The organism is Paenibacillus sp. JT31N17, from assembly GCF_056269255.1.
On record NZ_JBWDNP010000012.1, the window covers coordinates 197,065 to 211,367 of the forward strand.

13 protein-coding genes are annotated in these 14,303 nt (G+C 50.8%); 1 reads left to right on the forward strand and 12 read right to left on the reverse strand.

Annotated elements, in window-relative coordinates; genetic code table 11:
- Positions 1-294: 294 nt before the first annotated feature.
- The 8 genes from AC0YOB_RS28510 to AC0YOB_RS28545 form a co-directional block, all read right to left on the reverse strand.
- Complete coding sequence (locus AC0YOB_RS28510; RefSeq protein WP_475795668.1) at positions 295-1,056, reverse strand: AAA family ATPase; 762 nt, start codon at positions 1,054-1,056, stop codon at positions 295-297.
- 3 nt (positions 1,057-1,059) lie between these two features.
- Complete coding sequence (locus tag AC0YOB_RS28515) at positions 1,060-1,461, reverse strand: MerR family transcriptional regulator (protein WP_475795700.1); 402 nt, start codon at positions 1,459-1,461, stop codon at positions 1,060-1,062.
- Positions 1,462-1,821: 360 nt separating this feature from the next.
- A complete protein-coding gene (locus tag AC0YOB_RS28520; RefSeq protein WP_475795669.1) occupies positions 1,822-2,307 on the reverse strand; it encodes an anthrone oxygenase family protein in 486 nt (161 codons plus the stop codon).
- Positions 2,308-2,311: 4 nt separating this feature from the next.
- Entirely contained in the window at positions 2,312-3,178 is an 867-nt protein-coding gene (locus AC0YOB_RS28525) for an NmrA family NAD(P)-binding protein (RefSeq protein WP_475795670.1), read from the reverse strand.
- 146 nt (positions 3,179-3,324) lie between these two features.
- Positions 3,325-3,753 carry a MarR family winged helix-turn-helix transcriptional regulator gene (locus AC0YOB_RS28530; protein WP_475795671.1) on the reverse strand — a complete coding sequence of 143 codons (429 nt, stop codon included), beginning with the start codon at positions 3,751-3,753 and terminating at the stop codon, positions 3,325-3,327.
- A 114-nt stretch (positions 3,754-3,867) separates the two neighbouring features.
- On the reverse strand, positions 3,868-4,479 hold the full coding sequence (locus AC0YOB_RS28535; protein WP_475795672.1) for a histidine phosphatase family protein: 612 nt from the start codon (positions 4,477-4,479) through the stop codon (positions 3,868-3,870).
- Positions 4,480-4,517: 38 nt separating this feature from the next.
- Complete coding sequence (locus AC0YOB_RS28540) at positions 4,518-4,871, reverse strand: hypothetical protein (protein ID WP_475795673.1); 354 nt, start codon at positions 4,869-4,871, stop codon at positions 4,518-4,520.
- Positions 4,872-4,887: 16 nt separating this feature from the next.
- Entirely contained in the window at positions 4,888-5,763 is an 876-nt protein-coding gene (locus tag AC0YOB_RS28545) for a LysR family transcriptional regulator (RefSeq protein ID WP_475795674.1), read from the reverse strand.
- A gap of 202 nt (positions 5,764-5,965) precedes the next feature.
- Between AC0YOB_RS28545 and AC0YOB_RS28550 the strand changes: the two genes are divergently transcribed.
- Entirely contained in the window at positions 5,966-6,877 is a 912-nt protein-coding gene (locus AC0YOB_RS28550; protein ID WP_475795675.1) for an NADP-dependent oxidoreductase, read from the forward strand.
- 118 nt (positions 6,878-6,995) lie between these two features.
- Here AC0YOB_RS28550 and AC0YOB_RS28555 read toward each other — a convergent pair whose 3' ends face one another.
- The 4 genes from AC0YOB_RS28555 to AC0YOB_RS28570 all read right to left on the reverse strand — a co-directional run bounded on the left by AC0YOB_RS28555 (position 6,996) and on the right by AC0YOB_RS28570 (position 14,293).
- Complete coding sequence (locus tag AC0YOB_RS28555; RefSeq protein ID WP_475795676.1) at positions 6,996-8,264, reverse strand: alkaline phosphatase; 1,269 nt, start codon at positions 8,262-8,264, stop codon at positions 6,996-6,998.
- Between the two features lie 367 nt (positions 8,265-8,631).
- Entirely contained in the window at positions 8,632-9,702 is a 1,071-nt protein-coding gene (locus tag AC0YOB_RS28560) for a CHAP domain-containing protein (protein WP_475795701.1), read from the reverse strand.
- Between the two features lie 306 nt (positions 9,703-10,008).
- Positions 10,009-11,124, reverse strand: coding sequence for a type I phosphomannose isomerase catalytic subunit (locus tag AC0YOB_RS28565; RefSeq protein WP_475795677.1), 1,116 nt, complete (start codon positions 11,122-11,124; stop codon positions 10,009-10,011).
- Positions 11,125-11,149: 25 nt separating this feature from the next.
- Entirely contained in the window at positions 11,150-14,293 is a 3,144-nt protein-coding gene (locus AC0YOB_RS28570) for an alpha-mannosidase (protein ID WP_475795678.1), read from the reverse strand.
- Positions 14,294-14,303: the final 10 nt, after the last annotated feature.

Below are 14,303 nucleotides of genomic sequence, written 5' to 3' on the forward strand. Positions count from 1 at the left end.
AATAATTCCGCTTGCTCCTGGTTTAACAATTACTTATCAAATGCCAACCATTTATTGCCATAACCAAACAGACCCAGCACCGGACGGTGCTGGTTCTCTCTCTATCGTTCCGATATTCAAACGCTTGAAACCAGGCCTTCATTTAAAGAATAGATACATGGTTGCTTCCAGTCAATCATTTTATTTGTAAAAGTGATCCATATTAATCATAACTCTATCATTTGATTGGATTTGATTGATTTTCACGGTTCGGTTCCAAAGAACGGAGGATGTGAAGCGGGTGCAATAGTCTCCTTACAAATTGTCAAAAAGCTCATGAAGCATTTTTTCTTTGTTATTGAGGAACTGCTTCATGATTATATAATGATCGGTTGCTTCCAATGTTGTGGTTTCAATCCCGTCAGGAGTCAGATTATAAATGATCGAATCCGGATATGCCATAAGAATGGGGGAATGGGTGGAGATAATGAACTGGGAGTTTTTTTGGACCAGCTCATGAATGCGCGAAAGCATGGCCATCTGCCGGAGGGGAGACAAGGCAGCCTCAGGCTCATCCAGGATGTATAAGCCCTGCCCTCCGAACCGGTGAAGGAAAGCGGCAAAAAACGACTCGCCGTGGGATTGCTCATGCAGCGACTTGCCCCCGTAAGAATCTATAATGCGTGGGCCGGCAGAGCCTTCCCTATCCAGCTCCTCGATATTCGTCGCCAGGTTATAATAACTCTCCGCCCGGAAAAAGAATCCATCCCGCGGCTTATGCGCTCCGCGCACCAAACGTATATATTTATGCAAATCGGAATGGGTGGATTGCGTGGAGAATGAGAAGTTCCGGGTGCCGCCTTCCGGATTAAATCCCCAGGCTACGGCAATCGATTCCATTAGCGTCGATTTCCCCATCCCGTTCTCACCCACGATGTAGCTCACTTTGGGATGAAAGTCCAGCTTGCCGAGACTCCGGATTACGCCGAGATGAAATGGATAATGATCAAAGGAAGGGATCACTTCCCTCTCAAGCTCAATGCCTCGCAAAAAACGATCTGGAGATTGCCTGCCCATCTGTCACATGACCTCCCTGTCGCCATTCTCATTTAATTCCACTGTTTGATTGATCGCATTTCTCCACTCGTACAAATGCTCTTCCAGCTGGGACTCGGCTTTACGAAGAATCCCGATTTGTTTTTTGATGTCGCCCAGCTTTCTTTCAGCCACTTCTATGGCATTCGGCAGGCATTCCAGTCTTGTACCGTTTTGAAATAAACAGTCAAAGAAATCCGTTATTTCCTTGGCTGTGAGCCCAAGACTAAAATAAAGCTGGATCAATGCAATCCTTTCAACATCCGATTCCGCATAATCCCGATATCCGTTCTCCAGTCGAACGGGGTGCAGTAACTTCTTTTCTTCATAGTACCTCAGAGAACGCAGACTCACTCCTGTCCTCCCCGACAGCTCACTGATATGAATAACGAGCCCTCCCCGCTTAGATTGATATAAGTCATACTAAACCATCACATGACGTGAAGGTCAAGAGGGTTGAGCGGCTTTATAGCTGCCCAGCAGGCTGGCAGCGACATTTCCAAACATCCTTATCTCGCTTAAATAATCAAACCCAACCGGATTGTTTAATTGCTGCTTTGAAGCCACCAAACAAATCCATTACGGGTGACGACTCTTTTCAAATTAAAGTCTCCATCCTCCGGTTATTTAAGCTCTTTCCGCTTTACCAACACAGCATAATAACCTAATCCTACCATGGGATTAGATATGAACAAAAGGCCAACCGCTATACCGGTTGACCCATTCCATACTTATAGAAGATTCCTCTCATTCCCCCATGCGGAATGCGGCGATTAACGACGCCAGCGCAGCAAGGCTCGCGACGGTTCGTACCGTATTCCACGCCGTCCAATCGGCGATGTAACGTGTCCATAGTTCCGCGCCTTCGGTGCTTGCGGGATCCGCAGCGGCAAGCGTGTCGTTCAACGGCACGTTGAACACGGCTGTCACCAGGAAGGAGCCTACGAGATAGAGCAGGCTGCCGGCGAGCAGATAGATCACGCCAGCATCCCCCCATCTGAAGAATGAAACGATGATCAGGACAACAGATGTCAAGGCCGATCCGAAAAACACAGTATTGAACCATGGATTGAGGACGGTTACGTTAATTGACTGCATAGCGGCAATGCCCTGCTCCGCCGGGAGACGGGAGAGAGCTGTCATCACGAATGCCGAGAAGGCAAAGAACAGTCCGGCAACCAATCCGGTTCCAAGTGCCGAGACGAAGGTTAATGTGCCAAGCAAGCGCTCCATAATACTAAACCCTCCAGACGCCGGCTGCGGCAGTGTTTCGTGCATATTCAGCAAAATCCCGGGGCTCTCTGCCCAGAGCACGCTTAACGCCATCCGTCAGATGGGAGTTGCGGCCGTCCAATACTTTGGTGAACAGATCGGTCAGCAGCAGCACGATTTCGTCAGGCACATGCTCCTCCGCCAGCATCGACTTGAACTGTTCCCCGGAGACCTGCACATAGCGGACCTCCCGTCCGCTGGCCTGGGCGATTTCCCTGGTCGCTTCAGCAAAGGTGAGCGCGCGCGGGCCGGTCAATTCGTAGAGCTGGCCCACATGGCCGTTCCCGGTCAGAGCGGCGACTGCGACGTCCGCGATGTCCTCGGCATCAATGAACGGCTCTGCCACATCCGCTGCCGGGAGAGCTACCGTACCGCTCATGACCGGCCCGATCAGGAAGCTTTCGCTGAAATTTTGGCAGAACCAGCTCGCCCGCAGAATCGTCCAATCTGCGCCTGAATTCCGCAGCGCCTGCTCGCTGAGCTGAGCCTCTTCCTCGCCTCTGCCGGACAGCAGCACCAGCCGCCTGACTCCCCTGCTCACCGCAAGCTCGGCGAATGCTCCGATGGCTGCTGCTGCCCCCGGCAGTGCAAGGTCGGGATAATAAGTGATATACACCGCTGACACGCCCTGCAGGGCTGCTGCCCAGGTTGCTTGATCCTCCCAATCAAAAGGCAGCTCACCGGAGCGGGAGCCAATCCGTATCGGCACTCCGAGCTGCGTAAGCCGCATCGCCACACGGCTGCCTGTCTTGCCTGTTCCGCCAAGAATCAGGATCGGCTTCCTTTCTTGAGCGATTACCTGGTTGACGTTTTTTTGCGCATTTTCGTTCATAATGAATCCTCCTTGTAAATGAATAGTGTTTATAGGCAAGGCGTTATGCCTCTGTCCACCTGGGGAAACAACGATCATCATCAGCGTCAATTAGCATCATAAATTGTTTGTACAAGCAAGTTTTATTCAAAAAAAATGGAGCTGAATCATTCGATATTTTCTAATTGATCGCTCACTTTATATAAACGAAGGGTTAGTTCATCGCCTTCTTGTTCCCCCAAAATGGCGGAATAGCGGGCCCGAAGATTGTTCCAGCATTGATTGATCACATCTTCCAATGCCTTGCCTTTATCCGTTGCATAAATGAGCGACAATCGCCCTTCCACACGGTTGTAGATCAATCCTTTACTGACAAGCTTCTCGACAAGGCGGGTCACCGTTGAAGGCTGAAGATGGAGAATTCCGCCTAACTCCTTCTGTGAAATCCCTTCTTTCTCGTACACGGCCATCAGCAAAAAACCATATGTCGGCGATAATCCGCTTACGGCAAACTCATCCTCAGCCATTTTGGTAATAACCCTGCCGAGCCGGTTCGCAGTGAAATACAGGCATTCCTTCAAATAGTTTTCCAGCATGGATGGTACCTCATTTCTTGAATGGACATTGTCACAAAATAATATTGTTTGCACATACAAATATAATGCATTCCCGAAAAAATGTAAAGCCTGAATTTTCCCTTTACGCATTTTCTATTCTTTCATGTGAGATACATCTGCATGGAGCTCTATTGTCGGATTGTTTTGAATAACAACCTTACTGAGACTTGTAGGATGCAGATATGGCGGCTCCCACAGCTTTTCCAAGGGCCTGCCTTCAAAATAACCCAAAATCAGTTTCAATGTGACGGAATGCGTTACGACCAGAATCTCTTCTCCCTTGTGGGCAGCAATCATCTCTTCAATCACTGGAATGACCCGATCCGAAACGTCTTGAAAAGACTCTCCCCCGTTCTGGGGGCTGTAGAGATGCGGAGTATTCCAAAAAGCATAATAAGCTTCCGGCTGAGATTGTTGAATATTGTTCTGACCCTCCCAGCTTCCCAGAAAAATTTCTCTTAAGGAATCGTGGTGCTCGATTCCCAGATTTCTCGAATAGGCTATAAGCTCAGCCGTTCTAACGGCTCTCACGCTGGAGCTTGAATAGACAGCCGCAAAATCGACAGCTCTCAAAGACTCGCCCAAGGCTTGCGCTTGATAAAGCCCTCTGCTGGTGAGCGGCGAATCCTGATGCCCTTGCATTCTTTTTTCAACATTCCATTGCGTTTCTCCATGCCTCGTTAAATATAAAGTCGTCTTCTCCATTTGTAACGCTCCCTTTTTTAGAAAACCTGGCGGATTCGTTATTTTCCATACTTGCCGTTATCCTTGAGCTTGAAATATTTGCCGTCTGATTCCGCTGCTATGTATTGTTCCGTGTCTATTCCCTGAATTTGATAAAGCTTTGTACCCTTTTTAAACAGATTGGAGTAACCATTGCCATATGTTCCTTCGTGATCGGAATACTTTTTGACTTCCCCGATACTTTGTTCAATTGCATCCTTTGCGACCTCTTCTTTGATGTCTTCATAAATATCACCGTTCCAGACCACGAAGCCATATGCCCAATCTGCACTCGAAGATGGCGATACTGCGCTGCAGGAGCTCAATACAATAGCAGACAATATAACAAGAGCGGCCCATGCCAGTCTATTCATAAGATTCAAGCCCCCCTTACTGTTCGGCAAAATATTGGACAAAAAAATCCCTGAACCTGCGGGCTGCCAAAGAGAGATAGCGTTTCTCATGCCATATGATTTGAAAATTGCGCTGACACACAGGATATTCAATACGCAGCAGATGAAGCGGGACACCCGGACTTCTTCCGCACCCGCCGATAAGAGCAATTCCCAATCCGGCACGGACAAGATTTGAAATGCTGGCAGGTTCGTCTACCTGGCAGACGTATTTTGGCGATATCCCCGCTTTGCGGAAGAAGCCGTCATTCATCGGCTGGAAAAGAATGCCCTCTTTGTAGCCGATAAACGGCTCATCCGCGACCTCTTCCAAGCGAATACTGTCACGGTCCGCTAACCGGTGCCCGGGAGGAACGGCCAAGAAAACATCTTCGCTGAACACAGTCGTTGCACTGAATTCCGGGTGTTCGACGGGCAGAGCCGTAAAACAAATATCGGCTTCGCCTGCTCCAAGCAGAAGAGCTACTTCTTCTTCTTTTGAAACCTGAGTGAGCCGGATATTGACTCCTGGGTAGAGGGAGAGGAACTCCCCCAGCGGCTCTGTTAAACGGTCCAGGGCGGATGTCGCCAAATGAATGACTCCATGCTCCAATCCCGCAAGCTCGGTAATTTCCTTCTGCCCCTCTTCCAGCGCGCTAAGGGCCATTTCGACCTTTTTCAAAAAGATTTGTCCAAATGTATTAAGCCGGATTTGTCTTCCATAACGGTCAAACAAAGGCACGCCTACGCTCTCCTCCAACCGGGAAATCGTCTTGCTGAGAGCGGGCTGCGCAATACGCAGCTCCTCGGCAGCCTTCGTCATATGCTCCAGTTTGGCTACCTTGCGAAAGTACTGCAGCTGCAGCAATTCCATCCTTTCCCCTCCTTCTTATACACTTTAGTATATGTATTATATGTGCTTAGATATATTTTTGTTTATTTACATTTTATTATAAAATAATTGATGCCGGCAAACAATTGAAATGCTGAAAGGATACATCTTATACGTTCAAATATTTTAAGAAAGGGTGAGCTTGGATGGACAATCGTTATCCCAGACAGGGAGGGGAAGCAGCATGAGAGCGGCGGGAATTCTCTCCTTTGGCCCTCCGGAGGTTTTGCAGCTAATCGAGGCTGAGGATCCTCAAGCAGGCGCTGGCGAAGTGCGGGTCCGCGTCAAGGCTGCCGGAGTCCAGCCCGCCGATTTGGCCGTACGCAGCGGTTGGACTCCACCCGGTGCAGCAGTGCATTTCCCTCAGATTCTTGGCAACGAGTTCGCGGGGATTATTGATCAGGTCGGGGAAGGCGTCACCGGCTTCACTGCCGGCAATGAGGTTCTTGGCTTTCGGGTGCTGGGATGCTATGCCGATTATGTAGTGGTGAGCAGCAGTCAGATCGTGACCAAGCCCCGGACTATGGCATGGGAGGTCGCAGGGGCACTGTCCGCCTCCGGGCAGACTGCCCATACTGCGCTGAAGGAATTGGGCGTCGGCAAAGGCGACACCGTATTAATTCATGCCGCCGCTGGCGGGGTCGGTACGATCGCGGTCCAGTTAGCCTTGGCCTGGGGGGCTACCGTCATTGGCACAGCCAGCGAGCAAAATCACGATTATCTTCGATCGCTCGGAGCGATTCCGGTCAGCTATGGAGACGGTCTGGTCGAAAGAGTTCAGGGCCTCGCACCGGATGGCGTGGACGCGGCGCTGGATGCGGCGGGAGGCGATGCTCTGCGCGCTTCGGTACAGCTCGTTGCGAACAAGGCTCGCATCGGCACAATCGCCGCCTTTGACATTGTGCAGGAGCTTGGAGTTCGTCCGATCCGCAGCCAGCGGTCCGCAGCCCGGCTTGCCGAACTCGTCGACCTTCATACCCAGGGAAAGCTGCAGATTCATATACGGAAAACGTTTACGCTGTCCGACGCAGCCGATGCCCATCGGGAAGTAGAAACCGGACATGGCCGCGGGAAGGTTGTTCTTACAATCGATTGAGTCCTTATCGGGAATAACAAACGTGTCGGACACTCAACTGCGAGAAGATATATGCCTCCGGAAACACAAACAAGGCTAGCCAGAATTACTGGCTAGCCTTTGCTTCGTCTTTAATGCATTATTTTTTCACTTTAAGTCCCAGGGACTGCATGAGCTTGGTAAATACTTCGGTATTTTCATAAATACCAGAGAACATTTCGGCGTTTTTGCCAATTGCCGTTAAAGGGATATCGACCGCCGTATGACCTGAGGTTGTCCAGTCAACAACAAAGTTATGTTTGGAGTTCACAATGGCGAAAGGACCGTCTTCTTTGGAAATAGCGTCGCCTGACTCGTCTCCGGCGTCAACTTCTTCAATCGAGAACCCGCCTGTTTCATGATCGGCAAGTACGAGAACAAGCGTATCCGGGTTTTTCTTGGCAAAATCTTTGGCAACTTGAACCGCTTTGTCCAGCTGTTGACCTGCTTTAATGGTCATTTTGGCATTGTTTTGGTGAGCGAATTCATCTGTACCTTCTTCTTCAACCATCAGGAAGAAGCCTTTTTTGTTTGACGCAAGCGTGTCAATGGCTTTTTTGGTCATGTCCGGAAGAGAGACAATCGGGTTGTAAATATCCCCTTCGCCTTCCGGTTTTTGCTGGAACATCTCCTCATTGGCAAACAGTCCAAGCAGCTTGCCGCCTTTTGCTTTTTGCATATCGGTTTTGTTCGCAACATAGCTGTATCCCAATGCCTTAGCCTTGTTGATCAGATTTCCTTGAGTTCCCTTGCTTTTTTCTGCTGGATCTTCAGCCGGCTCGTCTTTGAATTTGCCAGCATCGCCCGCAGGGTACCAGAAATCCTCGCCGCCGCCGAGAAGCACGTCAATTTTGCTTTTGGTCAGGTACTGCAGGGCGATGTCGCTTTGCTTGGAACGGTCTTCAACATGCGCGCCGAATGCGGCGCCGGTAGCATCCGTAACTTGGCTGGTTGTAACTACGCCAGTGGCTTTTCCGGCATCTTTCGCGTATTCCATGATTGTTTTTACCGGTTTTTTGTTGGCATCCACGCCGATTGCGCCATTATACGTTTTTACGCCGCTGGCATAAGCCGTAGCTGAAGCAGCCGAATCCGTTACGGGGATGGTGGATCTTGTATGAATTAAACCAACGTATGGCATAGCATCCATAGCCAGTTTACCGTTTTCACCTACAGTTGCAAGCCGGATCGCGTCACGCTGGGCTGTTCCCATTCCGTCGCCGACGAACAAAATTACATTTTTCGTTTGCGAAGAAGCAGCCTCTGCACGATTAGGCGCTTGTGCGCTGACTACGCTCGTTACGAGAAGGGCGGTTGCCGCAGTTGCTACCATCGCTGCCTTGAATCCATTCTTTTTCTGTGATCTCATATATTCCCTCCTAAGGTATGTTTACTCCCTCATATTAAAGCACTTACATTAAGAGAATGTTTTCGAAATATGTATATAATGTTAATGAAAAAATGATAGATTCGGCTTAAGCCTGCATGTGTGACATTCAGATTTCCCTTGTATTTACTGGCTTTGACTGTGTAAATAAGGGCTATTAACAACGCGGGTCCAGCCACCGCGCATTATACGGATTCAATCCGGTGCATGACAATAAAAGCTCTTGAAGGCTCCATTTTTGCCTTCGATCACTGGGTTGTTTTCCAAAAATAAACAATTTCTATAGAAAAAATAAATAAAGCGAAACGCTGTCCAAAATACTATGAGTCCAATCATAGATCTGTTGTCCCTAAAGAATCGGACTATACGTGCCGTCAAAATGATACCGGTAGCTCTCATCAATTCGGATATAGCCCCGTATGCAATGCCTTCGGTTCCTATAGAAGACGCAGGAGAAATTCTGATTATCTCTATTGCCCTCCGCGACTACTATTTTCTCCTCCTCACAAGCCAGTAGAATTCCAATATGATCATGCGGGTCGTCAGACAGCAGCTTCTCATAGATCACGATATCACCTCGCTGCGGTGTGAACCCATTCTGATCGTCTTCATGAAAAAATCCGGTTTCCGGCAGCCCAGCCCACTCTAGCCAAGCGCCTACGCCTGCAAACCGGCAGATCGAGTTCGGGTACCGAATCGGCAGCAGAAATCCGGCTTGCCGGCAGCAATGATAGACGAATGCGGCACACCAGCTGTTTTGCAATTCTTTATAGACGTTTCTATCCGGCCAATACTGGCAGATTTCCCGATATCGTTCATCTCCCGGAACGCCAATTATGTCTTCTCCCGCAAGTGCTTCCGCTATGTCGGCCAGCTTACCCCGTTTGCCGGCAGGGAAGAAGCTGCTGGATACCCTACCCTCACTGTGCATATTTTCCGGCATTTCATGAGGAATCCCCAGTTCACAAAGCACTTTTTGAAGCCTTGGGGTATCCTGCTGCGATACGCTTCGGCCCCTATTCTGAAAGTACGACTGCATCGCATAAGCATCCTTGATCATTTCATCATAGGGACCATGGGTTCCGGTTCTATCTCCCTGATAGAAAATCGCCTGTTGGATGATGAGCTGCTCCTCTTTCGTAAAAATGTTCATATCTCTTATAATAGGTCTTACCGCCTCGGCGCTGTTCGGACCGGGAAAGTCATGGATTCCGGTTTTATAAAAATAATAACCATGAAGCAATCCTGCGATCTCCGCCAGTTCCTGATTAAGCCCTCTTTTCAATGCGAGCATCGAAGCAAAAGCGGACACTCCGTACAGATGGACACACGCTTCCTGCTGCCGGGCTCTACTAACGATAGACAAGATCATTTCTTGAACGGCCACGCGGACGCTGTCCAGCCGCTTATTCGTTTTCACAATTTTCAAATTTTCTCCCTCATTTCGTTCGGATATAAATAGGTACAAATTGAAAAGAGGAGCTGCGAGGTAGCAAGCTCCTTCATTATTCTATTCCATTGGCCCCGAAATAAAGACTTTATTGCTTATCGCTATTCTTCTCAATCTACTACAATCTATCAATGATACCATAATTTTCTGAATAGTTGCCAGCTTGGAGCAGAATGTCGTTCCTTATATCATGTTTCTGACGGGCAGGTCTTGATCCAATTTTTAGAGAGGACTTTTAACGCTCAAGCCGAACTGATCGTCAAGAGTAGCCTCAGATTACACGCGCGGCGGCAAACATCTTAACAGATGCAGCGGCTCTTCGGCGCTATTGCTTATGCAGTCCAGGCTCTTCAGTCCAGCCGGCAAAAAAATTTGCTCCCCTTGTTCGACGGAGACGTTCCCCGTCTCCCAAGTCAAAGTTCCCGCTCCGGAAACAACGACAAGGATCGAGAACTCCCCTTGCTGCTTGAGCCGATACGAATCTCGGATCCGCACGGATAACAAGCCAAAATACGGCGTGTCTTCGTAGGAGAGGAATGATTCCTCTATAACCCCTTCCGTTTCGCTTAGCAGCTTCGGTTGAAACGAATAACGAGACGTAATTTCCTCCAAACTGTAATTCTCGTAATGGAAGCAGTCGAACATCTGCTCGAAACCCGCGCCTTGGTGGCACATAAAGTCGGGAATATCCCGTCCCGAAGGCGTCCTTCGTTCGATCCTGATCGTATAATCCGTTGGTTCCTGAATTTCGATCAGGAAGCAGCCGGAACCGATCGCATGCGGCATACCGCCTTCGACGAGAAAAACTTGCCCGGGCTGCACCTCGATACGATGCAAGGCTTGAATCATGCCGTTAATATCCTGCTTGCGAAACAGTTCTTCCCATATCTCCCTGGTCATGCCCGGTTTAAAACCGAACAAGATATACGGGGGCTCGCCATTTATCTCTCTTCCGCCAAGCATGTACCATGCCTCCGTCTTGCCGAAAGGTGACTGGAAGATCGATTGCGCTGTTTCGCGGTCGGGATGCACTTGGATGGCCAAACGTTCGGCCGCGTCCAACGCTTTGACCAGCACCCCGGTCTCGCTGCCATAAACGTCATGATGCCGCTCACCCAGAAAACCGGCCGGGTCCGCATGAATGAGCGACTGCAGCGTTGCGTCCCCGGCGCCTTCCGTGCTTACGCGGCTAAGCCCTTCGACCAAATGCTTACGGCCCGCATTGCGAGCCCGGACCACGGAGGCAATCCAATCCTCGGGAAAAGAGCCGTCTTCCGGACGCTCTCCTCCCTGCCACTGCTCCAGCTTCTTACCTCCAACATAGGTTCTCCATACTCGGTTGGACTTCAGCTTATGCGGCCTGCCGCTTACTATCTCTCTTTCATCCGGCATTCAACCTCACTCTTTTCCCTATCAATTAGAAAAACACGATAAACGTCTTAATCTCATACGGCTTGATGGAGCAGACAATAGCGTTGCTCTCTTGCATGACCGATTCGATTTTTTCCATCAGATTGCACTCCGCCCATCGGCGTATCGGCAACCCGCTTGTGATCTCCAATGGTCCACGCGCCCCTTCAAACTCATGAACGCGCAAAATAACGGCGTTTTCGTCTTCCGCTTTTTTCACGACATCCACGATCACGTTTGTCGAAGAAAGGGTAAAGAGCGATAGTCCCGCATGCGCGGTCCCCCGGGCAGCTACAGTCAGAGGACTGTTAAGCGCCCATGCCTCGCGTACAGTCCCGCCTTGTCTCCAATCTCCAGCATGCGGCAGCAGCGCGTACGTGAATCGATGATCGCCGCGGTCCGCCTCAGGATCCGGGAATACTGGCGTATTGATGAGCGATAAGCGCAGCACATGATCTTTGACGTCGTAACCGTATTTGCAATCATTGAGCAAGCTGATGCCATAGCCGTGTTCGGACAAGTCCGCCCACTGTTGGCCAACCGTCTCAAATCGCGCATAATCCCAGCTCGTATTCCAGTGCGTCGGACGTTTCACGTTCCCAAACTGAATATCGTACGTCGCTTCCGTCGAACGGATGTCCACGGGGAAAGCGACCTTTAACATTTGCTCGCGCTCATGCCAATCCGCAGCCGTCTTGAAATCGATCCGGCGGCTGTCCGCATAAACGGCCATCTCTTGTACGATGCGCGATTGTCCGAACGACCACTCGAAACGAACGACCGCTCTCGCAGTTCCCGCTTCCGTTAAAGCGACGGAAAGCAGATCCGTCACCTCGCGTTTTTTCTCGCCGTAATAAATGTCGATCCCCCAGGCGTCGTCGCGCAGCGGCTTATTCTCGAACACCTGGAGCATATTGCCGTATTCGCCTGCTTTGAGCACTTCCCGGTCATGCTCGCGATCATAGATCCGCGTCAGTTGGCCGTGCTCATTCCACGTTAAACAATAGAACGGCGTTGTCAACCCGTCTGCCTGGAACTCGAACCCGTTCGGCTGAACCGCCGCGCCGTCGCCGGGATGAAAACGCAGCTCGGTCATTCCCGCCGCAGGCACACCGTTCGTTCGGACGATCCAGCCCTCTTCGCTCCTCTGAGCGGAAAGCTCGGTACCGTCAGCCGCCAGCCACGTTCCTTGAAGTTCCGGCTCCGGAACGTAAACCGCTTCGCCGCGCGCCCATGAAGCCGAATTGTATACGGTGTAGGTGTTCTCTCCGGCAGGCGCGGAGTCCGTCTTCTCACTGCGAGCGAGCCCCGCCAAAGCTCTTTTCCATAGTCCCGCAAGCGACCGGTCCGCTTCTTCGTATTCCTGCCAGCTGTCCGTGTACACTTCGCGTATGGAAGTGCCCGGAAGAATATCGTGGAATTGATTGCGCAGTACCGTTTTCCAAATCGTTAACAGCTCTTCGGCAGGATACAGCGACCAGTTGTCCTTCAGCAGCCCTTCGAGCACGAACGTGAATTCACTCTCACGGAGCATCAGCTCGGCCTTCCGGTTCAGCAGCTTGCTGCGCGCTTGACTCGTATAGGTGCCGCGGTGGAACTCCAGATACAGCTCGCCGTCCCATGTATGGACATATTCGTCACTGTCCGCAACGCGCTCCTGCAGCTTCGCGAAGTATTCGTTGGCGCGAGTGGTCTTCACATTCGGCAAACCGGGCATGTCGTCCAATCGTCTGCGCATTTCCAGCATTTCTCGGGTTACGCCGCCGCCGCCGTCCCCATAGCCGTAACATAGCAGCAAATCCTGATTGAGCGCCTTATCGTTGTAGTTGTCCCAGATGCCTTGCACCGTATAAGGCGTCATCATGCCGTTATAAGTATAGATGTGGTTGTTCAGCTCAGGCGTCGTAATAAAATGCGTCAAAATTTCCGTGCCGTCGATGCCGCGCCACAGAAAGGTGTCATGCGGCATCCGGTTGTACTGGTTCCAGCTGATCTTCGTCGTCATGAACGTGCGGATGCCCGACTTTTGCAAAATTTGCGGCAGTGCCCAGCTGTAGCCGAATACGTCCGGCAGCCATAAGTAGGAGCATTCCACGCCGAATTCTTCGCGCAGGAAACGTGTGCCGTACAAAATTTGCCGGACCAACGATTCGCCCGAAGTCAGATTGCAGTCCGGCTCCAGCCACATCGCGCCGTCCGCTTCCCAGCGTCCTTCTTGCACGCGCTGACGAATTTGCTCGTAAATTTCCGGATAATCCGTTTTAATATATTCATAGAGCTGCGGCTGCGGCTGCAGGAACAAATATTCCGGATATTGCTCCATTAAACGAAGCACGGTCGAAAACGATCTCGCGCTTTTCTCGCGCGTATGCTTAAGCTGCCATAACCAGGCTACATCGATATGGGTATGCCCCACGCAATGCACCGTAACGGCCGAATGTTTGGATAACGATTCAAGCTCTTCCTTCAGCGTGTTCCTTGCCGCCGCGATCGATTCATAAAACGCGTCCGTCCCCGGTTCCGACCATTGGATAAGCAAGAATGCTTTATTAGCCGCTGCAAGCAGGATCTGTTTGTCGGCGCTGTTCTCGGGCAACCCTTGCGTCGTCTCGAGCACCGCTTTAGCCGTAAAATACAAATCGTCGGCGTTTTCATCCAGCCAAGTCAATTCCGCTTTTAAAATTTTATGCTCCGCTTTATTGCGCGGCCCCCAGCTTCCATACCCCTTCAAGCCGGACCATAAACGAAATGTGAGCTTATACGTCTCCGTCGCGCACTCCTGCGGCAGCAGAACCTCCTGATGGTTGGTGTCCACGCCTTGATACGGCGCCCCGTTCACGTAAAGCAGCGATTCGAAGCCGGAAATATGATTCGGGCCGGAGGTGCCAAAGTCGAAGCGGCCGATAATTTTTTGGCCCAGCCATGACGCCGGCGCCTTCACCTCGGTGTGCAGCCAAAGATACGTATCGTTGCCTTCCCACGCATCGCCGATTTGCAGCGCCGTTTGTTCAAAAGCAGCCGGAGGATGTGCTCCGACTTTCCCCTCTTCGTCCTGGGCGCATTGCAGCTCGCGGATAACGATTGCATCCCGGTACCGGTACTCCGACAGCTCGGCGATCCGTTTCCCCAGCTTTTGCGTTGTAAACAACATGTATGTCATC